The sequence below is a fragment of the Psychrobacter sp. NG27 genome, assembly GCF_016106655.1.
Classification (GTDB): Bacteria; Pseudomonadota; Gammaproteobacteria; order Pseudomonadales; family Moraxellaceae; genus Psychrobacter.
In genome coordinates, this window is sequence record NZ_JADGIN010000001.1 from 286,372 (window position 1) to 310,327 (window position 23,956).

Annotated in this window: 21 protein-coding genes; 11 read left to right on the forward strand and 10 right to left on the reverse strand. The window is 44.0% G+C overall.

All coding sequences use genetic code 11. The features are described from left to right. Window positions 1-98 precede the first annotated feature (98 nt). Complete coding sequence (gene glnE / locus IP485_RS01140; RefSeq protein WP_198325642.1) at window positions 99-2,963, reverse strand: bifunctional [glutamate--ammonia ligase]-adenylyl-L-tyrosine phosphorylase/[glutamate--ammonia-ligase] adenylyltransferase; 2,865 nt, start codon at window positions 2,961-2,963, stop codon at window positions 99-101. 499 nt (window positions 2,964-3,462) lie between these two features. Here glnE and tusD point away from each other — a divergent pair, with 499 nt between their 5' ends. The 4 genes from tusD to IP485_RS01160 all read left to right on the forward strand — a co-directional run bounded on the left by tusD (window position 3,463) and on the right by IP485_RS01160 (window position 5,025). Next, window positions 3,463-3,876, forward strand: coding sequence for a sulfurtransferase complex subunit TusD (gene tusD / locus IP485_RS01145; RefSeq protein WP_198325643.1), 414 nt, complete (start codon window positions 3,463-3,465; stop codon window positions 3,874-3,876). Between the two features lie 69 nt (window positions 3,877-3,945). Then, window positions 3,946-4,269, forward strand: a complete 324-nt coding sequence (locus IP485_RS01150) for a hypothetical protein (protein ID WP_197175794.1) — start codon at window positions 3,946-3,948, stop codon at window positions 4,267-4,269. An 82-nt stretch (window positions 4,270-4,351) separates the two neighbouring features. Next, on the forward strand, window positions 4,352-4,681 hold the full coding sequence (locus IP485_RS01155; RefSeq protein WP_198325644.1) for a hypothetical protein: 330 nt from the start codon (window positions 4,352-4,354) through the stop codon (window positions 4,679-4,681). 2 nt (window positions 4,682-4,683) lie between these two features. Continuing rightward, complete coding sequence (locus tag IP485_RS01160; protein ID WP_198325991.1) at window positions 4,684-5,025, forward strand: TusE/DsrC/DsvC family sulfur relay protein; 342 nt, start codon at window positions 4,684-4,686, stop codon at window positions 5,023-5,025. A gap of 243 nt (window positions 5,026-5,268) precedes the next feature. Here the strand turns inward: IP485_RS01160 and IP485_RS01165 are convergent, their stop codons facing one another. Then, window positions 5,269-5,850, reverse strand: coding sequence for a tRNA (cytidine(34)-2'-O)-methyltransferase (locus tag IP485_RS01165; RefSeq protein ID WP_198325645.1), 582 nt, complete (start codon window positions 5,848-5,850; stop codon window positions 5,269-5,271). Between the two features lie 261 nt (window positions 5,851-6,111). Between IP485_RS01165 and IP485_RS01170 the strand changes: the two genes are divergently transcribed. Continuing rightward, window positions 6,112-6,252: an entericidin A/B family lipoprotein gene (locus tag IP485_RS01170; RefSeq protein ID WP_194363160.1), complete on the forward strand. Its 141-nt coding sequence runs from the start codon at window positions 6,112-6,114 to the stop codon at window positions 6,250-6,252. A gap of 105 nt (window positions 6,253-6,357) precedes the next feature. On the opposite strand, the gene hemW is transcribed toward IP485_RS01170, so the two are convergent. Continuing rightward, entirely contained in the window at window positions 6,358-7,611 is a 1,254-nt protein-coding gene (gene hemW, locus IP485_RS01175) for a radical SAM family heme chaperone HemW (protein ID WP_227686393.1), read from the reverse strand. 347 nt (window positions 7,612-7,958) lie between these two features. Between hemW and IP485_RS01180 the strand changes: the two genes are divergently transcribed. From IP485_RS01180 to accC, 5 genes are all read left to right on the forward strand, one after another. Next, on the forward strand, window positions 7,959-8,456 hold the full coding sequence (locus IP485_RS01180; RefSeq protein ID WP_198325646.1) for an EVE domain-containing protein: 498 nt from the start codon (window positions 7,959-7,961) through the stop codon (window positions 8,454-8,456). Window positions 8,457-8,620: 164 nt separating this feature from the next. Next, window positions 8,621-9,661, forward strand: coding sequence for a hypothetical protein (locus IP485_RS01185; protein ID WP_198325647.1), 1,041 nt, complete (start codon window positions 8,621-8,623; stop codon window positions 9,659-9,661). A 542-nt stretch (window positions 9,662-10,203) separates the two neighbouring features. Further along, window positions 10,204-11,571 (forward strand): MATE family efflux transporter, encoded by a 1,368-nt coding sequence (locus IP485_RS01190; RefSeq protein WP_194363157.1) that lies wholly within the window; start codon window positions 10,204-10,206, stop codon window positions 11,569-11,571. Window positions 11,572-11,874: 303 nt separating this feature from the next. Continuing rightward, window positions 11,875-12,303 (forward strand): acetyl-CoA carboxylase biotin carboxyl carrier protein, encoded by a 429-nt coding sequence (accB, locus tag IP485_RS01195; protein ID WP_198325648.1) that lies wholly within the window; start codon window positions 11,875-11,877, stop codon window positions 12,301-12,303. Window positions 12,304-12,428: 125 nt separating this feature from the next. Beyond that, entirely contained in the window at window positions 12,429-13,790 is a 1,362-nt protein-coding gene (gene accC, locus IP485_RS01200; RefSeq protein WP_194363155.1) for an acetyl-CoA carboxylase biotin carboxylase subunit, read from the forward strand. 127 nt (window positions 13,791-13,917) lie between these two features. On the opposite strand, the gene IP485_RS01205 is transcribed toward accC, so the two are convergent. Together IP485_RS01205 and leuA are read right to left on the reverse strand one after the other, a co-directional pair. Continuing rightward, window positions 13,918-14,553: a hypothetical protein gene (locus IP485_RS01205; protein ID WP_198325649.1), complete on the reverse strand. Its 636-nt coding sequence runs from the start codon at window positions 14,551-14,553 to the stop codon at window positions 13,918-13,920. Window positions 14,554-14,772: 219 nt separating this feature from the next. Beyond that, window positions 14,773-16,557 (reverse strand): 2-isopropylmalate synthase, encoded by a 1,785-nt coding sequence (gene leuA, locus IP485_RS01210; RefSeq protein ID WP_198325650.1) that lies wholly within the window; start codon window positions 16,555-16,557, stop codon window positions 14,773-14,775. Window positions 16,558-16,778: 221 nt separating this feature from the next. On the opposite strand from leuA, the gene IP485_RS01215 reads away from it, so the two are divergent. Beyond that, the gene (locus IP485_RS01215) at window positions 16,779-17,267 is read left to right on the forward strand and encodes an Lrp/AsnC family transcriptional regulator (RefSeq protein ID WP_198325651.1); all 489 of its coding nucleotides are present in this window, start codon (window positions 16,779-16,781) and stop codon (window positions 17,265-17,267) included. A gap of 5 nt (window positions 17,268-17,272) precedes the next feature. On the opposite strand, the gene IP485_RS01220 is transcribed toward IP485_RS01215, so the two are convergent. The 5 genes from IP485_RS01220 to IP485_RS01240 all read right to left on the reverse strand — a co-directional run bounded on the left by IP485_RS01220 (window position 17,273) and on the right by IP485_RS01240 (window position 23,891). Next, complete coding sequence (locus IP485_RS01220) at window positions 17,273-18,529, reverse strand: YbfB/YjiJ family MFS transporter (RefSeq protein WP_198325652.1); 1,257 nt, start codon at window positions 18,527-18,529, stop codon at window positions 17,273-17,275. A gap of 124 nt (window positions 18,530-18,653) precedes the next feature. After that, window positions 18,654-19,997 (reverse strand): ABC1 kinase family protein, encoded by a 1,344-nt coding sequence (locus IP485_RS01225; RefSeq protein WP_198325653.1) that lies wholly within the window; start codon window positions 19,995-19,997, stop codon window positions 18,654-18,656. A gap of 170 nt (window positions 19,998-20,167) precedes the next feature. Next, complete coding sequence (locus IP485_RS01230) at window positions 20,168-20,971, reverse strand: HesA/MoeB/ThiF family protein (RefSeq protein WP_413787012.1); 804 nt, start codon at window positions 20,969-20,971, stop codon at window positions 20,168-20,170. Between the two features lie 49 nt (window positions 20,972-21,020). Then, entirely contained in the window at window positions 21,021-21,893 is an 873-nt protein-coding gene (prmC, locus tag IP485_RS01235; RefSeq protein WP_198325655.1) for a peptide chain release factor N(5)-glutamine methyltransferase, read from the reverse strand. Between the two features lie 51 nt (window positions 21,894-21,944). Continuing rightward, window positions 21,945-23,891, reverse strand: coding sequence for an AmpG family muropeptide MFS transporter (locus IP485_RS01240; RefSeq protein ID WP_198325656.1), 1,947 nt, complete (start codon window positions 23,889-23,891; stop codon window positions 21,945-21,947). Between the last annotated feature and the right edge of the window lie 65 nt (window positions 23,892-23,956).

Genomic DNA, 23,956 nt, shown 5'->3' on the forward strand with positions numbered 1-23,956 from the left:
CTTTTGGTTTGTTATCATAGGCTTATTAATTATGATAAAGCATTACAGTGTAAGCGTCTCTTTGACGGTCGGCAAGACTCCAGTAAAAATTTTGGATATTATTTTTCGGTAGGTGCTACGCCCATGAGATGCTGCCACTGCGATTGTACTAAGGCTCGCGTTTCTTGCCACAGAGACTCGTCAACGAGTAGTGACTGCTCTGACAAGGCAAGCTGGTGAGTGGCTGCACGTATCCTTAGATAGGCATCTGTCAAATCTTGACAGACTTGCGCCTCCCAAATACCAAGTAACGCAACTTCCTCAAAAATACGCACGTTGTCACTCCACTTAGTCAAGCTTGGGTATTCATGCGAATAAGCCAATACCGCAAATTGCGCTAGGAACTCAATATCGACAATACCGCCTGCATCTTGCTTAAGATGAAACTTACCGGCTTGTTGCTGCCATTGATTGGTGCCCAAATGCTTTTGCATTTTTATACGCATGCTAGTGACTTCACTACGCACCTGATCTAACGTGCGCGGCAGTGCCAATACCTCTCGGCGAATGTCACAAAAGCGTGCCGTCACGCGCCTGTCGCCGCAAATCGCTCGAGCACGCACCAGTGCTTGATGCTCCCACGACCATGCTTTATCCATCTGATAGGTTTCAAAGGCGTGATACGACACCACCATCATGCCAGCATTACCTGACGGCCGCAGGCGCATGTCAATCTCATATGCTCTGCCATCTCGCGTTTGCGTGTTCAGATAGTTCATGAGCTTTTGCACCAGACGCGCAGCAAACTTCATCCCACTCACGGATTTTTCACCTGTGGTCATGCCTTGTTCTTTTATCTTATGCAAAAACACCAAGTCTAGGTCCGATGAGTAGGACAGCTCAAGCCCACCAAGCTTGCCATAGCCGATAATGGCAAAACCGCAATCTGCTTCAGTGACCGGATCGCCATCTTGGCCAATGGGATAGCCATAGCGGTTCACAATCTCCGCAAAAGCACGCTCCAGCGCGGCCTCCAGTACCACTTCAGCAATATACGTGAGCGAGTCTGATACTTTCATGATCGGACGCTCAGCCAACACATCACTGGCAGCAACGGCCAACACTTGGTTTTTCTTAAATAGGCGTAGCACGCTTAGCAGCTCTTCTTCATCATCAGGCTCGACGCGCAGTAGTTGCTGACGCAGAATATCACGTAGTTCACGCTTGTCTGGCAAATGGCGATAGCGCTGCTGCAAAAAAGTATCTAACAATACAGGATACTGTGCCAGCTCTTTTGCAATCCATGGACTAGCAGATAGCATCGGAATCAGCTCAATGGTGGCATTGGGATTTTCTGCAATCATGACCAAGTAGATAGAACGACGACAAATGGCCTCAAGCAATGAAATCAGTCGTGGCAAGGCAGTATTGGCCAGTTTTTGCTGTTCTTGATGGGCAAGTAGCGCATGTACGATGACAGGATAGGCATCATCCAAGCGCTCGCGGGCTTCCTCACTTAAATTGGCCACCATTTTTGATTGCCAAAAATTCTGTAATAGCTCACGGTTGTCTGCGGTGAGCACTTCATTCAAACGGGCGATTTGCTCGTCTAAGTCTTCTGGCTCCAGATCAGTGTCTTCATTATCTGGTACTTGACGCTCAGTCACCATACGCTCAAACGGATCATTGACATTATTTCGATGGTGGTTGAGCTGGCTGAGTAAAGCACTCCAGTCAGCAAACCCCAGCGTTATTGCTAGATTATGCTGCCACTGAGTATCATGTGGTAGTCGCTGAGTCTGTTGATCATTGATCGCTTGAATACCGTGTTCCAAGCGGCGCAAGAACCGATACGCGGCTTGTAACCCATCATAGGTTGATTGCTCTAGATAACCAATCTCACGTAATACTTGCATGGCTTGTAGGCAAGGTTTTATTTGTAGCTGCGGATGCCTGCCGCCATAGATCAACTGAAAGGCCTGCACAATGAATTCAATATCTCTGATACCGCCCGCACCCAACTTAATATTATCCAAGTCTTCACGCTGTGCCACTTGGTTTTGGATAAGCGACTTCATCTCCCTCAATGCCGAAAAAGCACTGTAGTCTACATAATAGCGAAAGACAAAGGGCTTAATTAATGCTTGTATCTCATCATAGAATGGCTGATCTATTTGACCTACCACACGCGCTTTCAGCCAAGCAAAGCGCTCCCAAGCTCTCCCATGTAAAGCAAAATACTTCTGCAATGCTGAGAGGTGAATGGCCAAGTCGCTACCATCACCCCAGGGTCGCAGGCGCATATCTACCCGAAAGACGAACCCATCTGCTGTTTTATTATCAAGCAGTTTGATAATACCTTGACCTAATCGAGTCATAAAACGCTTATTGTCTATACTGCGCGTGCCTTTTTCTTTACTGCCATTGGTTTCGCCGCGGGCCTGATGCACAAAGATCAGGTCAATATCACTCGATAGATTCAGCTCATGAGCACCAAGCTTGCCCATGGCCATGATGGCCATGTCATCAATTTGCACGTTGCCTTGGGCATTGATGAAAGTCGGTTCACCATATTGAGCCGTCAGATTTTTATAGGTATATTCTTTTGCAAAGGAGATACAGCCGCCTGCAAACTCAGACAACTCATCCGTCAACTGCTCAAGGCTGATCATCTGTAGTGCATCTTGCCAAATCCAGCGCATCATTAGTAGCGTACGCAAATTACGTAAGCCGCTCATGACTTTGGTTTCATCAGCGAGTTGGTAATCCTCATCTAGCGTATAATCTTGGATCAAATCATCGATTTGCTGGCGTGTTAGCGTACTGTTTAGAGGATAGCTACGCAAAAACGTTTGGCATGAGACCGTCCGGCTCTCCCAAATCTGATAAGCAAACTCACTCGCCGTTTGCAGGACTTGTAGCTGCTCTATTGTAGGCTGATAATCTATACCGTTGTTCATACGTGAGGGCATAACAGATGACATAGTGAAAAAAATTCCTTGCATAGAATGGTAAGACTACGTGAACCCAGCTCATAAGTTTATTATTTTTTCTTACGAGGCAGTCACAGCGCCATTAATACTCAAAAATCGTGTTTGATGACCATTTTGATGAATATGCCGCTGTTTGGTTTGAGCCGCTTTATGGTAGCATAAACACTTTTGGTAGAAACGGTTGATAAAAGTGATAAACAGAATCTACAAAAAAGCTTATCCTGCGTCATTGTTTTTATGTGTATTGAACGTATTATAAGCACAATTTTATACCACGATATTGTTGTAAAATAATAGTATGAACGGCTATATTTTGTATCATCTACCAAACTTCTTGTCACAGGCATCCCCAATACGCCTTGTGATAGTATCGGCAATGATAGCATTGGCTTTTTTTATGACTGCTAGTAGCTTGATATTGACATTCATATTAGCAGCAACTTGATTACGCTCTCTACACTCTTATCTATAATAGGTGATACCGCGCCCTATGACGACCACTACCCCATTATTATTGATTACTGCTGATCCTAGCCATCCATTAGCTCACTTAGCGTTACGTTATGCACGTGCTTACCTCCAAAGCCTTTCAAATAAACAGGACACAGACAATGAAAAATTAAATGTGTTCTTTTATGGTGATGCGGCAAATACTGCTAACTGTCTGCGTTGGCAACCAGCAGATCAGAGTGATGTGACCAAAAAATGGCAGGCATTGGCTGAACAGTATCAGTTAGCGCTGCCCGTGTGCGTCAGTACTGCACTTAGTCGCGGCATTAGTGATGACGATAACAGCACACGCCATCAGCTTGAAGGGAACAATCTTGCGACAGGATTTACATTGGTGGGACTCAGTGAGCTTGCAATGATGATGCAAGAGGACAGTCATTTAATACAGTTTTGATCATATTAAAGTATTTATCGCTTGTTTGTTATGGCGCTTATCAGTGGTCAATACGTTTAGGAATACATTATGAGATTATTAATTCAGCTGAATACGCCTACTGAATCGGCCAGCTATGAAGGCTGTGCGCTGGCACTAACGCTGGCAACTTTTGGCCATGAGGTGCAGCTGTATTTGGATGCTCCTGTCTTTGGGCTACTGATGCAGTCTGAGTCGCGTTTGCACGGTATGATTCAGTCACTTGAGCTTTATGACTTGCCAGCGGCTTGGTTACCCAATGACGTCTTTAGTGGTTGGGTGATTGGCATGTTGCCAGCCGACTTGGCCTCACAGCTAACCCTAGTTCCAGAGATCATTAACTCTCAAGACTTTGAGCAGATTCTGACTTTTTAGGTAGCGCTGCCACCAGACTATTGGTAAAAACCCCCGTATCAGCTCACATATAAAATAATAAAGCACGCAATTGGATACCTTTATGGCCACTTTATATCAATTACATAGCACAATGGATACCCTCAGACGCAGCACTGAGGAGATGTCTCGCACTTGGCGCAAAGGCGATAGTATTATGTTGCTCGGCACCACAGCTGCTTTTATTGATTGGCTCAATGCGTATCTAAATGAGCATGATATCGAACACATTGCGGGTATATATGCCTTGGGCGACGATGTCGCACAGCTTACGACAAGCGCCACTGACAAGCTCAGTTTGGAGACCAAGCTGACCCGTATATTGACAGATGCAGAGTGGGTGACTCTCACTCAAGACAGCCAATTTGACAAAGTGGTGATGATTACCTTATGACTATGCATATGCCTACTACGATAGCAGCAACTGATATCGCCTTAGATCAAGACGGCCATTTGTGTGACCATGCAATATGGACACCTGATGTTGCGCAGCGACTGGCAGACACCCTAGATGTCACTTTAACTGACGAGCATTTACAGATTTTGCAGCAAGTACGAGCATTTTTTGAGAAATTCAATCACGCGCCTGCGACGCGCCCATTGATTAAATGGCTGCAAAAGACCTTACCAGAGCAAGACATTAGTAATCAGAAACTACAGCAGCTGTTTAATACAGGATTGGTCGCGCGCCATGTGAATCGTTTGGCTGGATTACCCAAGCCGCCCAACTGTCTATAGTCAAGTCTATATAAATCCGCTACATCGTCATCCTCGCTAAGCATACTAATGTATAACTTGCACTCGGTTTCCTTGTATCGAAATTATATTGAACTGACTATATAGGATGCTGATACGAGTGCATCTTATCTACCATTCATGATTGATGCTTGATAGTGACTGGCTTTTAGTGACTATCCACTAAAAGCCAGTCACTATTCTTGATTATTCATATTTGACTCGCTATGTTTGATAGTAGTCATTTTACTTTGGGTCATATACCGTCAAGGTGTCATAACCAATGCTGCGTCCTTCATCACCTGAAAATCCTTGCTGTCGCCATATCTCATACAGACATATCGCCACACTATTGGATAAATTCAAACTGCGTGAGTCTGCTAGCATCGGTAACCTAAGCCAGTTATCAGCACCGATATCTTCACGTATATCATCAGCCAGACCTGCTGTTTCAGAGCCAAATACTAGCGCGATATGAGGCGATTGATAGGATGCTTGTTCGCTATCAATAGCGTCAGCGTTTTCAGTGGCTGACAGCCTACCAAAATCGTAGTCATAAAACGGCTTGCTTAGCTTGGTGGTCAAAGCAGTGACTACATGACAGTCAGCTGCTTGTAGCGCTTTGCGGGCTGCTACCCAATCATCATGTACTTGCAAATTGGCATACTCATGATAATCGAGGCCTGCACGGCGAAGCTTTTTGTCATCGAGCTCAAACCCTAATGGTCTGACTAAATGCAACTGCGCCCCCGTATTGGCACACAAGCGGATAATATTGCCAGTATTACTTGGCATTTTTGGGGCGACCAGCACGATATGAACGGCCATATTTATTTACTCCAGAAACGTTCAACGCTCTATTATTGAAATTTATGAGCGATAGGTAATTAAAAGTTACAGTTTACTGCCAATAATTACATTTTGATACTGTGCAGGGTTTTTAACTTTCACTATGATGTCTGTGACGGATAACGAGATGGTATTTACATATGATCGTCTCATCCTGCACCTCTTCAGTGAGGCTTTAGTATATTGCTTGGTATCACTGTTGTTATTTATAACCACCCATTTATCTTTGAGGATACTATTATGAAAAAATTAATCATCGCATCTTTGACTGCTATGTTTGTTCTAACTGGTTGCAACACTTTTAAAGGTTTTGGCCAAGACGTGTCAAGCGCTGGCGATGCTGTTTCTGGTAGCGCTCAAGAAGTACAAAACAAAATCTAAGTTTGTATTTTTAGATTGAGTAAAGGGCTTACCAAATTGGTAAGCCTTTTTTTGTATTCGGTTATTTGTTCTAAGTCACAGCAAAAAACGTGCTGTTGCAAGGTTTTATAAAAACGCATGTAATATCTGATTGAGATAACGCTGACCTAAGACTGTCGGTTGCAGCTGTTTATCACTATCTACCAATAACCCTTGCTCTATTAGCTTAACGACCTGTCCAGCGATATGAGCATATTTCAGACCCGTTCTACCTTCAAACAATGACCAAGCAACGCCGCCATGCAAGCGTAATACGTTTAGCATAAACTCGCTCACCAGCTCATCACTATCAATCGCTTGCCAGCCCACCATTTTTGGGACGTTTTGACTTATAACAAGTGATGCATCGATTGGCTTTGCCGTATCAGGCTCTCCCACATAGTCTTTTGGCAATCGTGATTTACTAAAACGATAAATGCCAGTTTCAGCTAGGAAATCATTCTGTGACGCTTTTTCTGTTGGCTCTAATGCGCTAGGATTACCTGCATTACGATCAACAGTGACTTTGCCATGTGCCCCAGCTCCTATCGCAAGGTAATCACCAAATTGCCAATAGTTGACGTTATGACGACAAGGCTTGTCTGACGCCCCCGACCATGCGGATACTTCATAGTTGCTATAGCCAAGTTGATCTAATAGTGCTTGTCCTGCTTGTTCAATATCAGCCAAATTATCTTCATCTGGTAAAATAGGCTGACTGCGATAAAACACCGTATTGGGTTCAATAGTGAGCTGATACCAAGAGATATGGGTTGCGCCAGCATCATGTGCCATCTGAATGTCATCGAGCGCCTCATTCATGGTTTGCTGCGGTAAACCATGCATCAGATCGACATTGATCCGTGTAAAGCCCGCAGCACTAGCCGCTTGAATTGCTGATAATGCTTGAGCAGGGTCATGGATACGGCCTAGTACTGTGAGCTTATCAGCGGCGAAGCTCTGCACCCCGATAGACAATCGATTGATACCAACCTCTAGATACTGCGCAAATGGTGCATGCTCAAGCGTCCCAGGATTGGCCTCCATCGTGACTTCGATATCATCTGCAAATCTAAAGATATTGCGCAGAGCCGTAAATAGTCGTTGATACTGTGCGATTGGCAATAGTGAAGGTGTGCCACCGCCGATAAATATCGATTCGATAGTGCGCCCTTGTGCCAATGACTGCTGCAGACTTGCATCTAATAGCAACGTATCCACATACTCATCGTACATGGAGGTCTGACTGTCTACAGGCAGTTCATGCGAATTAAAATCACAATAAGGGCACTTTTTGACACACCACGGAACGTGTATATAGAGTGATAACGGAATATTCATCACGTTGATAACACCATCATTTACGGTCTTTTCAGTGAGATTCAATGTGGCACGGTCGCTTGGCATACTGTCAGCCTTCATTTGGGGCATTAATCAACTTATCATGTGATAAGCATGGTGTAATATTCAATGACGATTGTCATTAAAAATATCGCTAGGATAACGGCTAGATGGCTGAAAGAAAAGCTGATATAGCATAAAACTATTAACAAAATGACGTATAAGGCTTCTATTAACCATGGCAAATGATAGGCAGTATATAGAAAATTTATGAGAAGAACACTTGCGAGTTGGTTAATAAAAAGTAGACCATGACAATATTAAAAATTAAGTAAAGGATAAAACATATGGCGTATTGGTTAATGAAATCAAATCCCAAATTCTTTGGTATAGATGACTTACAACGATTAGGCACAGACAGCTGGGATGGTGTCCGTAACTACCGTGCCCGTAATTTTATGCGTGATGATATGAAAGTGGATGATAAAGTGTTCTTTTATCATTCTAGCGCCAAACCCTCTGGCATCGCTGGTATTATGAGCGTCAGTAAAGCAGGCTACCCTGATCCGACCCAGTTTCACCCTGAGCATCGTCACTATGACCCTATCGCAACTGAAGACGCGCCGCGTTGGTATATGGTTGACCTTACTTTTGAGCAAGCATTTACTGACGTTTTGCCATTATCAGAGCTAAAGTTTTTGCCAGCGCTTGAGGACTCACTACTGCTCAGAAAAGGCTGTCAGCAATTGACCGTGATCCCTTTAGCACCCAAACACTGGCAGACGATTATGGATATGGCAGAGACCCTTGATCTATTGGGCGATGAAACTCAGTTTTTACCATGATGATTGAATAATATCAGTGGCTATCAAGAGCTATCAAGGGCTGCTTATTGATACGTTCACTGCTTAACACTTACTATATTAATGCCCAGAGATGTGTTGCTCTATAGGTAACCATCACCCGCTATTTTTTATTATCTCTTTATAACCATTATCAGGACTCATGTATGAGCGCATCCAAGCTATTATTATCTGTATTATCGATCAGCATTCTCAGTGTCACCCTCAGCGCTTGCGGTAGCGATGGTGACAAGGTAAAGGAAGAGTACGACCGTATAGAGGATCAGGTAAAAGATGAATACGATCGCGTGGAAGATAAAGTTAAAGAAAAATACAAAGAAGTCGAAGACAAGCTCAGCGATGATGAAAAATCTATGGCAGAGATTTTGGAATCCGTATTTTTACCAGAGGAATCACTGGATAAATTCTTGGATAAATTAACACCAGAAGGTGGCCGAGGTGGTCTTTATGTCGGTCATTTCGTTGAGGTTGACGATGGCGACAGTAATGATATCGATATTGGCGCTGTCTACTTCGACATTAGTAAAGATGGTGCAGGCAGTGTCGATGGTAGCTTTAGTTATCAGCAGCAGGCCTGTCAAGAAAACAATGTATTGGGTATAAATTCAGCGATTAAAGTAGACAATTATATCGCTGGTAAAATAACCGGTAGCCTCGATACTTTAGAATTTTTAGATATTAAATACGTAAGTGATTTAGGGTTAGAGACCCCAAATATATTGACCACGTTTGCGGGTAGTTTTGAGGAAAAAGAAGCGGGATCGCCTTGGAAAGGTAGCTTTGAATATCAAGATGGTTTAGGCGGCAAGAAACTGTCAAGTGGCGAAGACAATTGTAACGTGACGTACACCATCAGTGATCGCTCTAATTTTAGAACGTATCCACTTGATTATACTGCTGGCAACTTGAATCTCGATATCATCGGTAATGGCAGTCAAAAAACTGTCACATGGCAAAACCCTGCCAATACCAAGCATCTACTGGTCAGCCAAATCGATGTCAATAAAGCCGAGTCTGGTGCGAACGGTTATGTACAGAACCTAGTATTGAGTAATCTGGAAACGCAGTTTGCACCGATCATTCCAGACAATTCCACCAATTATGCAATCGTCGTACAAGCATTTGATGAGAATAATACCTTAATCGGTTATCAAGCCGTGGTACAAGATTTGCCTGAATCGTTGTAGGTGAACAGGCGCTACTCTATTTTCAAGTAGAGTGCGCTTGCAGGGTGTATGAGGTCTCTTGAACGTTGACATTGTATCTTTGCTTCTTTACCATCTAGTCTATATATAACCTGTCAATCTAGTTTTTGGATTGACGGGTTATTTTTATTTTAGTGCCTGTTTTAGTGTTTGTTTTAGTGCCTATTTTAGTGCATGGGCTTTTATTTTCGTACGCGGCCGATATAGGCTTGCTCATATTATTTATCAGCGTATCATCGTCGGCACTAGGGCGTGTCCTCATTTCAAAAGTGGAGATAAAAATGAGATAAATTGCCGTCAAACGAGAAAAATAGTGTAGATAATATCGAGATATTGACTAGCTATTTGACGATGTCTGGCAAAATTTAGCCATTTTTAGCCCAGTTAGAGGACTATCGTTTTAATTAAGGACATGCCCTAACCTTCTCATGCTGCCTCAGTTTTGATTTGCTGATGACAGTGTTTGCTGATTAATAATCACTATCTTAATAACAATTACTGTAAAGAATAAAAAGTTGCTCACCATGGTTTTTCCATTATCTTTTAAAGACTTCAAAAGTTACAGCCTACGCCTAGGCATACTTGCACTACCTATCTTGATTACTCAGTTTTGCCAAGCCGCACTCGGTGTGGTCGATGCTATTATGGCCGGTCAAGTTTCTGCGCTTGATTTGGCAGCGGTGGCTGTTGGATCTGGCATTTGGCTCCCGCTTTTTTTATTGGCCACAGGTATATTGATCGCGACCACCCCGCTTATTGGTGAGGCCATCGGTCAAGACCAGCACAATCAGGTGCCACATATCACTCAGCAGTCCTTGTGGACCGCAAGCGTCATTGGGGTTATTGGTTTTATCATCGTAAACTTGGCACCCAATGTGCTAGGAGTTATGGGTGTTCCTGAGAATATTCAACCTATCGCCACACAGTACTTGCATGGTGTTTCATTCGGTTTTCCGGCCTTGGCTATTTATGCCGTACTGCGCAGTTATTGTGAAGCACTGGGTCGTCCTGAGCCTGTGACCGTCATTAGTATTATTGGCTTGCTTGCAGACATCCCTCTGAACTACATTTTTATTCATGGTTTGTTTGGTATGCCTGAGATGGGCGGTGCAGGCTGCGGCGTGGCAACCGCACTGGTCTTATGGATAAATGTCTTACTATTAGCGGCTTATACTAGCTTTACCAAGCGTCGTGAGTTTGCTAGCACGCGCTTCTTTTATGGCTTTACCAGTCCCAATCGCGCGCAAATCAAAAAACTTTTGAAACTTGGCATTCCTATTGGTATCTCTATCTTCTTTGAAGCCAGTCTATTCAGTTTGGGTGCACTGGTGATTAGCCCATTGGGTGAGCTCGCAACCGCCTCGCATCAAGTGGCACTAGCGGTCACCTCACAGCTGTTTATGATACCGATATCTGTTGCTATGGCACTCACCATAATGGTATCAAATCGCTTTGGCCAAAAAAATCTCATGGCATTGCGTCAAGTACAAGCCACTGGACTTGTTTGGACGGTGGTTATCGCCATCGTGTGTATGCTTGGCATTTGGCTGTTTAGGCCAGAGCTCGCAGCTGCCTTTACTGACAATCCAGAGGTCAGGGCTCAATCTATGCATTTGCTGATATTTGCCCTAGCTTATCAGTTGTTTGATGGCTGGCAGGTTAATGTCGCTGGCATATTGCGCGGTATGCAAGACACCACCATCCCGATGTGGGTCACGCTTTTTTGTTATTGGCTAGTAGCATTGCCATTAGGTGTTTACTTGGTACGCTTCACTGATATCGGCGCACAAGGGTTCTGGATGGCGTTGATCACAGGTCTGTTTTTGTCATCGATTTTGTTGACATTGCGCCTGCTCTATCAGCAAAAACGCTTAACAGCATTATGGGGCTAAACAGGTTAAGCCTGTTTTATACTGTTATCGCTCATCACTACTCAATCATCGCTGTTTAACATTGATTGGACTGTACACGTGTAGATGTAACCTTGCTCTATTGGGTAATGTTCACACAGACGATGGTTGATAACAGTGAATTTCTTACTAAAAGAGATGGCTTACGTCAAAATATGTAAAAATCCTCAGTTAACAACTGTACATTGATTGCTCATTGCCTTGAATCTAGGTATCATTAGCAATTAATTAGACAATATTTAGTTACACTATTTCTTGAATTTAGTATAAGGTCAGATAAAAACTATGGATATTGAAAAAATACGCACCCTCATCGCCCTTATGGAAGAAAGTGAACTGGTGAATTTAGAGATCAGTTCTGACGACGAACATATTAGTTTGACTCGTCACTATGATACGCCTGCGCCTACTATGATGGCAGCCCCTACTGCTGGTGCAGCTCCTATCGCTGCTGAAGCAACACCTGCAGCAAAAGCGGGTAACGTTGAGTCCTCACCAATGGTTGGTGTCTTTTATTCAGCGTCAAGCCCTAATGATCCACCGTTTGTAAAGGTCGGACAAAAAGTTCAAGCGGGTGATACCTTAGGTATCATCGAAGCCATGAAAATTATGAATCCTCTTGAAGCGACTCAAAGTGGTATTGTTGACGAAATCTTGGTAGACAACTCTGAAGTCGTACAGTTCGGCCAACCTGTCATACGCTATAAAGCGTAACGATATTTGCCATACTTTACTTCACTACGACTGATTTTTGATAGCTATATTGTACGGGGCTTAACCAATACAACATTATATTTCAAGAGTCAGTCAATGACTGATGTTTCGACAAGGATGAACCCATGATAAAAAAATTGCTCATTGCCAATAGAGGTGAGATTGCCCTGCGTATCGTTCGAGCCTGTAAAGCCTTAGGTATCGAAACCGTAGGGGTCTACTCTACTGCTGATGCCAACTTGATGCACCTACGCTTTGTTGATGAGGCAATTTGTATTGGCAAACCCAATGCTAACCAAAGCTACCTGGATATCAACACTATCCTAACAGCCGCTGAAATAACTGGCGCGGATGCTATCCATCCGGGTTATGGTTTTTTGTCTGAAAATGCAGAATTTGCCGAACGCGTAGAAGAAGCCGGTTTGACCTTTGTGGGTCCTAACGCTGATCATATTCGCTTGATGGGCAACAAAGTCTCTGCTATCAATGCCATGAAAAAAGCAGGCGTACCAACGGTACCTGGTTCTGTTGGTGCTGTCACCCTACATAATGCCGAAGAACAAGCCCGTAATATTGGTTTTCCGCTAATAATTAAAGCAGCTTCTGGCGGCGGCGGACGCGGTATGCGTGTCGTTGAGCGTTTTGAAGAAATTGTCGGTCAAGTTCAAGCAGCCAAGCAAGAAGCTGAGCTGTGGTTTGGTGACGATACCGTCTATATGGAACGCTATTTACAAAACCCGCGCCACGTAGAAGTACAAGTACTAGGCGATGGTAATGGTAACGCGATTCATCTGTATGATCGTGACTGCTCATTGCAGCGTCGCCATCAAAAAGTACTAGAAGAAGCCCCTGCGCCTGACATCCCAGATGATATACGTGAGCCCATCTTAAGAGCCTGCGTAAAAGCCTGTGAGCTTGTCAAATACCGAGGTGCCGGTACGTTTGAGTTTTTATTTGAAAATAACGAGTTTTTCTTTATTGAGATGAATACTCGTGTACAGGTTGAGCATCCAGTGACTGAGATGATCACTGGTATCGATGTCGTCGTCGAACAGCTCAAAATCGCAGCCGGTTATGGTCTGTCTTATCGTCAAAGTGAGATTGAGATCCAAGGCCATGCGATTGAATGTCGTATAAATGCTGAAGATCCGGTAACCTTTATGCCTTGCCCTGGTACGGTCAATCAGTTGTTTGCGCCAAGTGGCTCAGGCGTTCGATTTGATTCGCATTTGTACCCTGGGTACGAGATACCGACCTATTATGATTCCTTGATTGGCAAGCTTATTTGTCATGGTCAGACACGTCAACAAGCCATTGCAAAGACAGTACACGCTCTTGATGAATTAATCATCGAAGGAATCAAAACCAATATACCATTGCATCGTGATGTGATTTTGGCAGATGATGACTTTACTCGTGAAGCTCAGAATATTCATTATCTCGAAAGAGAGCTGTTGGTCGCTAACAAAGACAAAAAAGCGTTATAGTATAAAAAATCTCAGCATATAATTAACGCCATAAAAAAACCGCTATATCGATAGCGGTTTTTTTATGGTCTTTGGATTGTGTTCTCAGGTCAGTCGATCGATATCTAAATGAACGCAATCTCAGCAGTTATGGCAAAACTCTATTAAAGTTCATAAAGCACTCGTTGCCATCAGGGTCAGCACACCACTGCATTTGATTGCCATCATGGTACAAAAATGCAATCAATGCTTCATCAGTTTGGTCAACCTGGTTGCCTGAGCAATCAATTTCATTATTGTCATAAACGGTCTTTATGGCGATAATAGGCAGCCCCTCTTCACGATGCGTGACTAGGTAACGACCATAGGTCCACTCTTTACCACTAGAAGCTCGCATCTCGTTATCAGCGCCAAAATTATACAACTCGCGGCACTGAGTAGACTTATTGACTGAGGCAATCAGATTTTTGCTCATAGTCGGCTGAATATTTAAGACGCGCGCCTCGCTTTGCGTGAGTATGCCACCATCTGTACCTGCTTCTATCATTGGCTCTTCATTACTCGATTGTATGCCGTCTAAACTCTCTACAGCGCTCGATGCCGCTTGCCGAGCTTTCGCTTCTTTGGTCATCGTAATATTGCTATCTAAATCAATCTCCCATTGTCCGACAATGGCTGGACTGATATGAGTCGTAATGGTTGGCTGGGTGGTGACCCCGCCATTTACTGGCAACGATGCTAGGATAGATGCGAGAGAAAAGGAAGCAAATGAGAGAGGTTCCATGATTAACCTTTTATTTATAATATTTTAATATATACATTAGCGTAAGTCTTAGACACCCAAAACACAAGTAACATTATGCTATCGCTCATAAATCCATAATCGAAACGTCATAGGCTTTTACCGCAAAAAAACGCCGTCGCTTTACTTGCTAGAGACAAGAAGCGATGACGTTATTAGCATACAGAACTTTGCGTAATATTATTTGCTACTTAACCAACACTAAGCAGCTTCTGTATTTAGTGCTTGAGCAAAGGCTGATAACGCCCCTTTTAACATGGCTGATACTGTGCTACTACAAGTACCGATGCCAGAATAAACCTCACCATCGACATTTAGTTGAATGTAGGCTGCCGCATTCGCATTGGTTTTGTTATCACTATTGGTATCATCATCGATACCATTACCGCTGTTGTGATGCGGGTTAATCGCATGTTCAGCATAGTTGATGATATGTAGTGATTTGCCTGTATGCTGAGCCAATCCATCGATAAACGATGACAGCGGCCCATTACCAGTACCATCGATATTAATCGTATCACTATTCATCTGTACTTGACCGCTAAAATAAGCCTCGCCACCTTTATTACTGACACTATAATCGAGTAGCTCAAACTTGCCTTGCTGCAGATACGTGTCTTCAAAGGTCTGTAGGATTTCATCATTTTGCAACTCGCGAGCAGCCGCTTCCGCTTGTTTTTGTACCACACGGCTAAAGTCAATCTGCATCCAACGTGGCAAGTTAAAGCCGTAGTTACGCTGCAAGATATAGGCGACGCCGCCTTTTCCCGACTGGCTATTGATACGTACCACATCTTGGTAGCTACGCCCAATATGCGCAGGATCGATAGGTAGATAAGCCACGTCCCAGACATTGTCTGTTTCGCTCTGATTGCTTTCATTGTAGTCGAGAGATTTTTTGATAGCATCTTGATGTGAGCCACTAAATGCCGTGAACACCAATTCGCCTACATAAGGATGACGAGGGTGCAATGGTAAGTTATTACATACGCTCACAACCTGTACGATTTCACTCATGTTGCTAAAATCGAGCTCAGGATCGATACCTTGACTAAACAAGTTCATGGCCATGACCATGATATCCATGTTACCCGTACGCTCACCGTTACCAAGCAATGTACCTTCGATACGATCCGCACCTGCAAGCACGCCCAATTCAGCTGCCGCTACCGCACAGCCACGGTCATTATGAGTATGCAAGCTCACAATCACATGCTCACGCTGCGCTAGATTACGGCAGAAATATTCTACTTGATCAGCAAAGACATTGGGCATAGATGCCTCAACGGTCGCTGGCAAGTTAAAAATAACTTCCTGACCCTGCTGTGGCTGCCACACGTCACATACTGCATCGCAAACCTCTACGGCATATTCAGTCTCTGTCTGACTGAAGCTCTCTGGCGAGTACTGAAAGACCCAATCTGTCTCAGGGTACTTTGCCGCATACTCTTGCAATAGCTTGGCGCCTGCGATAGCAATCTCTTTGATTTCAGCCTTGTCTTTGCCATAGACTTTTTCGCGTTGTACACGGCTAGTTGAGTTATAGACATGGACGACCGCACGTTTAGCGCCTTTTAACGATTCAAAAGTACGGGCAATTAAATGCTCGCGCGCTTGTACCAATACTTGTAACGTCACATCTTCAGGTACATGATTCTCTTCGATAAGCTTACGTGCAAAGTCAAACTCTACCTGCGCCGCTGACGGAAAACCAATCTCGATCTCTTTGAAACCAACATCTACTAAGGTCTTAAAGAAGCGCATTTTTTGTTCAATCGTCATCGGATCAATCAGTGCTTGGTTACCATCACGCAGATCTACACTTGCCCATATCGGTGACTTCTCAATCGTTTTACTTGGCCAAGTACGATCTGGCAGCGATGGCGCAAATGCAAATGGACGGTATTTACGGAAGTCAAAAGCAGCACTTTTTGGTGTGATCTTTGCAGTCCCTGTGGCTGCAGTGTGCGTGGCTTGGTCAGACATAATCAATCCTTAGATGACTTGGTTGTTTATATATTTAGCTAGGCGATTAGCTGTTGATTAGATCAATGTTTATCATACGAGATAATTAAATTTTATACCATAATAATAGCAAAGTTTAACAGAGAGAAACCTGCTTTCTTTCGTTCTATTTGTTATTATTTTAGTGGAAAAACCTAAATTACCCATTATAATCGAGTTAATTCACTATCAAGGTCATAAAGATGCCAGATAATCAGGTTGAAAATACATTAGCAGCAGATATAGATGAGATTGATAGACAATTATTACGCTTGTTGCAAACGCAAGCGCGTATGAGTATTACTGAACTTGCCGAGCGCGTCAACCTATCTGCCACGCCTTGCGCACGCCGTATTAAACGCTTAGAAGATGCGAATATTATCACCGGCTACCAGACCAAGACCGATGCACAAAAGCTTGGCTATCCGCTAGCTGTGTTTATTGCTATTAGCATGGATCGTCATACAGCAGAGCGTTTTGAACAGTTTGAACGTAAAATCCAGAGCTTTGAGGAAGTCATTAGCTGTAGTATTGTCACAGGGCGTACAGAAGACTATCTTATTAAGGTAAGGGTACGTGACATGACACATTACGAAGAGTTTTTATTGCATCGGCTTAATCGTATCGAAGGCGTGGCGCAAGTTCATACCAGTTTTGAATTACGGGAAGTATTTAGCCGTAGTGTGGTTTAGACGCTCTAAGCAATCGTTGGCGACTGCCGACGGAACAATATTAATAACACCAATCCAATCATCAATCCAACAGCAGCAACAAGTAACCCTGCATTGAAATTACCTTCCTGCCCTGCCAGCGCTACCGTGACCAAAGGTCCCAAGAACTGCCCTAATGCATAAGCCAGCGTTGCCAAAGCAATCAGCAAATTAGAATAGGCAGGGTTGATGTTTTTAAATAAAGTGAGTGTCATCGCTACCATACCGACGAAGGTCAATCCTAAAATTGCAGCATTACCATACAACCCAAGCGCACCATCAAACCATATCGGCAAGCACATACCAAATGCTTGCAATACCGTCAGCCCCATCAAGGTGTTTATTTCACCGATATGCTTGGCAAGCGCGCCCCATAGGGGGTTTGACAACATTGCAAAAATACCAACGACCAACCAAATCATCAATCCAGCATACGTCTGTGTTGTTAGACGTTGTGCTGCCATAACGGGCAAAAAAGTCGCTGAGCTAATATAACCAAACCCTGCCAGTACGTAGCTGACGAAAAGTAAAGCAAGCGCTTTATGGTGTCCAGAGATGGCTTCATATAAGGCGCGTTTAAAGTTTAAATAGGTCTGGTGCACTGACACGTGCTGTTTGACATCAATCTGCTGTGAATCAACAGTCTGTATTCGTCTTGGTTTTATCGCATACAGTAACCATACAAGTGGCAAACTGGTGACGCCTGCGACTAGCCAAATTACATCAAAGTGATAACCTAACTTTAATAGCCACCACGTCACTATGGCAGAGGCGCTAATGCCGACACCGATGCCTGCATAGTGGACTGCTGATAGGACTGAACGGCGCTCAGGGCTAAGGCTTTGAATGACAAATGATGAGCTCAATATCATCGCTAACCCACTTGCAATACCTGCGATTAAGCGAATGATATACCATAGAGTTAACGACATATCAGGCACAACAAGTAGCATCGTTGTGACGACACTGATAATAGCCCACAGCGTCATCGCCTGCCATGTCGAGCGCTGAGGCACAAACATAGCAATAAGCGCACCAATAAAGTAGCCGATATAATTGATTGATGCCAGCCAGCCTGCAATGGTCGTTGATAGCGACAATTGCACCATAATATCAGGTAAGGTGGCGGTAAAGAGGAAGCGGCCATAACCCATAACGACTGCCATGCAGTACATACCGACACAGGCAATGGCAGCTTCATTGGTAATCGTCGGGACCATACGGCTTTTAAAAGCAGTCATCATGACAGCGCCATTTTTGCGGCAATTAGCACACAATCCTTTGTGTTAGACAGTCAAAAGCAGTAGTAAAAAAGCAGGAATAAACAGTTATGAGATATGTTGGGTCGAGATAGAATATCAGCAAAAACTATGATACGTCTAACGTTGGCGTCTCTAGCGTATCCTGTCCTAGCATCTGTACCCGTTGATCACTAAACATGTCCATATCTGGAGCTAGCGTACGCATAAACCGATCAAAATACAACATCTGTTTGGTCAGTAAAGCAAAGTCGCGTGGAAAGTGAATACCATGACGTTTGCCAACTTCAACAATCTCCAGCATCATTTTATTAAGCTCATCGGCTTGCTCTTTACTATTAAAAGGTACACCACTGGTAAAGGTTTTATCTTCTGCCATGATGGTTGTCATCATACGCTGTAAGTCATTCCCCAGTGCGGTCACATCGACCTGATTGCCACCATGCGTCATCTCCATATCAATCATATGGCGCGCCATTGCTTGATAGTCACTGTCTTGCATGGCTTGCATCATGCCCATACATGCCCGCCAGCTTTCCGCTTTTAGCTTACCCACGATACCAAAGTCTAAAAATCCAATGCGGCCATCAGTCAATAGCATCAAATTGCCCGCATGCAAATCCGCATGAAAACTATTGCACAGCATCAGACTAGCAAACCATGTGTTCAACGTATCTGCCATGACTTGTGCAGGATCAGCACAGTACTGACGCATGAGCGACTCATCGACCATAGAGACGCCATATAGACGGCTCATCGTTAATACACGCTTGGTGGTCAGATCCTCATATACAGTTGGTGCCACCACGCGAGTATTGCCTGATACGGCTAAGAACTGCTGAAAATCGCGAATATTCTGTGCTTCAGCGATAAAATCAGTCTCGGCAAGCATACGCAGACGAATCTCATCGATAATTGGTGCAATACTCGCAAACTTCATTGAGGGCATTAGTATTTCAAGCAGCTTAGTCACGCCATGCAATACGCCCAAATCAGTCTGCATGATAGTCTCGACGCCAGGCTTTTGTACCTTTAGCACCACTTCATCGCCATTGTGCAGACGAGCTGCATGAACTTGAGCGATAGAGGCAGAAGCCAGTGGCTCTGAGTCAATATGGGCAAACTTATCAGAGAGCGTCATGCCATCAATCGCCAGCTCCTCTGTCAGCACCTGCTCGATATAAGCATAAGACAATGGCGTGGTTTGATCCAAACAGCTCTGGAATGCCTTGACATAATCACGTGGAAACAGTGACGGTGTACTGGCAATAAACTGACCAATTTTGATATAAGTGGTGCCCAACTGCTCAAAGGTTTCTTTGAGTAGCATCGCGTCAGGTTTTTCACCTTTTGCCACTCTTAGCGCAGACAGACCTGCCACACTCGCTGTTTGGCGAACACGGTTCATGACATTAAAAGTATGTTTCAATAAATGCGGACGATGAATTTTCATAAAAAACAACTATGGTAATAAGAAGGATGTTTGAAGATAGGCAATACAATATAAAAATGCGTTAAAATCATATTACTCAGTTATAGTAGGTTCAATATAATTTGGATACAAGAAAGGCGAATGGAAGTGCTACAAGTCGTAGACTAAGCAAGCCTGACACCGTATCCAATTTATAGAGGATTGACTACAGGACTGCTACAGACAGGACACTGCGGGTCTTTTCGATAGCCCATCAGCCGTTGCTGCATTTGACTACCATCCCATATAAGCAGCTTGTTTGTCAGTAGATTTTTGGTTAATCCCAAATACTGTAAGGCGGCATTGGCTTGTAGGTTCCCCATGACAGCAGTGGTACTGGCTAGCACACCAGAGTTGGCACACGTACGTTCGTCAGCGGCTTCGTCAAACACCACTGAGCCAAATACGCAGTGATAGCAACCAGTATCGAGCTGAGGTTCGAACAGTGCTAGCTGACCTTGCATCGCAATCGCTGAGGCGGATAGTAGCGGGATTTGATAGCACACGCTGATACGATTGATAATATCACGCGTGGCAAAATTATCCGTACAGTCCAGTAGCAAGTCAGGCTTTCCTGCTGCCACATCGAGCAATTCATAGGCATTATCTTCATCTAACCGCGCCACTGTCGCGCACGCCTTTATCAAAGGATTGATGCGCTCTAACATGGCTGCTGCGGTCAATGCTTTGGGCTGACCGATATCGTCAGGTAAAAACAGCGTTTGCCGTTGTAAGTTGCTCGCCTCAATTTCATCATCATCAATCAGATGGACATGGCCTACTCCAGCACGTACCAATGTTTCAGACGCAGGACAACCAAGGCCGCCTGCGCCTATTATGACCACGCGTGCTGATTTCAATCGCAGCTGAGCATCCATATCCCAACCGTCTAATAATACTTGCCGTGCATAACGGAGTAGCTCGTCATCTGATAGCTGTACCAGTGCTTCTACCATAGTCATTCAAAGCCTATAATCAAATAAGTTTACTAATAAAAAAACCTGTCTACTGAACTTGCCCTAGCGTGACGCGATCATTACCACCGTAATCTTTTACGGTATGCACTGACTCAAAATTACTATTCAAAAATAACTGTCGAACAGCATCCCCTTGATCATGGCCATGTTCGATAGCCAGTAGCCCACCTATGCGTAAATACTTTGTTGCTTGCTGAATAATATGTTCGATATCAGCTAAACCCTGATTGGGCGAACTTAGCGCACTGATCGGTTCAGCTGTTAGATGGGCTAAATGCTCATCTGTCTCGTCAATATAAGGAGGGTTAGAAACAATCACGTCAAACCGCTGCTCATCGCCAGTAGATAGCGCTTGATACCAACTACTTTGAATAAATTCAACATTGGCAACGTTGTTACTCACCGCATTGTGCTGAGCCACTTTCAGCGCCTCTGATGATAAATCAACCGCCACGACTTGCCAGTTGGCTTGCTTAAGTTCATGAGCGAGACTGATCGCGATACAACCTGACCCTGTACCCAAATCTAGCAATCGCTTATTACCGAGTTGCGTTGGCTGAGCATTTATCCAATTTAATACTTGCTCGACCAATACCTCGGTATCAGGCCTAGGAATCAAGGTATGCTCGTTCACCCTAAAGCTCAGCGACCAAAACTCCTGCTGACCAGTCAGATACGCAAGCGGTATGCCTTGCTGCATTTTCACCACACCAGCGTTGAACTGAGCAAGCTCACTATCAGTTAGCTGATAATCTTCATCCATCATCAACGCTATCGCAGGCTTGTCAATGACATGTAGCAACCAGTCAGTGAACCAAAACGGGGGTAGCTGATTATTTGACTCATCATTCGCCAGTTGCTGTATGTGCTGCTTGATGTGACGAATGGTCGATACGGTCATAGATAGCTCTTAAAAAACGGTGAATAAATAAAGGTGAAAATACTGCTTGGCCTACTCTGATGCGCGCGGTGGTTCTTTGGTGTCGGTCAGGTTAGGATTGGTTTTGCTTAGCTTGTCACCTATGCCATTACCGCCGTTTCCATCATTACTGTCATCATTATTGCCATCGCCATCGCCATCGCCATCGCCATAAATATCATCGTTGTCACCAATGACGATGTGTTTATCGACAAAGTAAATCAGTGCCAAAATTGGAATACCAATAGCAAAGGTAAAGATAAAGAAAAATGGGTAACCCATATTATCAACGATGGCACCAGAATAACCACCCATCACTTTGGGTATCAGGGTCATCAGTGAGGAAAAAATAGCGTACTGTACCGCGGTAAAACGAATGGATGTCAATGCCGATAAAAAGGCAATAAATACGGCGCTCGCAAGGCCTGCTGCCAAGTTATCAAAAATAACCGCCAAATACATGAATGGCAAACTGCCTGGATTGTATGTCAATAATACAAACAGTAAGTTGGTCGCACAGGCTAAAATAGCGCCAATCATCATGGCTTGCATAATACGGAAACGCTGAGCCAATAGCCCACCTAAGAAACCACCTGCAATCGCCATGATCACACCGACCAGTTTCACGGCATTGGCGATATCCGTTTTGCTAAAGCCCATATCCTGATAAAAGACGTTTGAGATAACTCCTGCCACGATATCTGAGATACGGTATAGACCAATCAACAACAATAGTAATAGCGCTTTTTTGCCATAGCGTCGAAAGAAATCTAAAATTGGCTCAATCCAAGTTGCCATGGCTACTTCTTTTTTGACCAGACCTACTTGGACCAACACATAGCCTGCCGCCATTGCCGCACCTAAGCTCACTAGCAGATGCAAGGTTTCTACAAAGAAGCTAACAAACGCCCCTTCAAACTCTGGAAGGACTTGTCCCATCACAATATAAGCGGCAATAAATGCAATCACTGAAAATACAAACAACGCTACTAATCTGACGTAGTCTTCACGAGTCTCAGCGACCAATGGGGCTTTATTAATAATTTTGGGCTGATTGATAATGAAGTAGAACAGGAGCAACGGTGCGCACGCGACCAATGCCAAAAAATAAAACTTAATAGCTGGCATCAGCATTAGTGGTATCAACGCCACTGTGCTATCAAACACAGTATTGATCAAAATATTGATCAGGTAGATAACACCAAACAGCACACCAGGTACGAGCAGTAAACCAGAGTACACAAGGAATATTTTTAAATTACTTTTTTGCTTTTGGGTTTGTACTGTCTCAGCGGTTGGCTCATAGCTGGCAAACGTCGTTAGCACCCCTAATGTCATGACTCCTGCCATGATGTAGTAAGTATTACGCCATGCCTCATAACTATAAAAAGTCTCATTTGAGCCGAAATAATCTGCCAAATACAATGCGCCCGCCCCAGCCACAATCATGCCGATACGGTAGCCTGACACATAGATAGAAGACAAAATCGACTGCATAGAGGGCGGTGCCAGCTCAATACGATAAGCGTCAATCACGATATCTTGTGTGGCAGAAGAGAAGCCAAGCAGCACGGCAGCGCCTGCCATATAGACCAGTACATCCTCACTGACAGGGTTCACTTTTGCCATCAAAATGATCGCCAGTACAATGAGTAGCTGCGACACGACCATCCAACTGCGGCGACGCCCAAGCCATTTGGTCAAAAACGGCACAGGGAGCGCGTCAATCAATGGCGCCCAAATAAATTTAAACGAATACCCTAATGCTGCCCAACTAAACATGGTCACAACATTTCGGTCGATGCCTGCTTCTCGAAGCCATAATGACAGACTTGAGAAGATAAGTAAGATGGGAATACCTGCCGAAAAACCCAAAAACAACATAATGATAACGCGAGGATCTAGGTAGGCTTTTGCAGCTTCACCCCATGATTTTTTGACAATGGTTTGATGGGGTGGCACAGATTTGACGGCAGACATAATAACTCACCAATACTTAAGACAAAGAACACAACTGCGCACAATTTTTATCAATCTTTAGAATC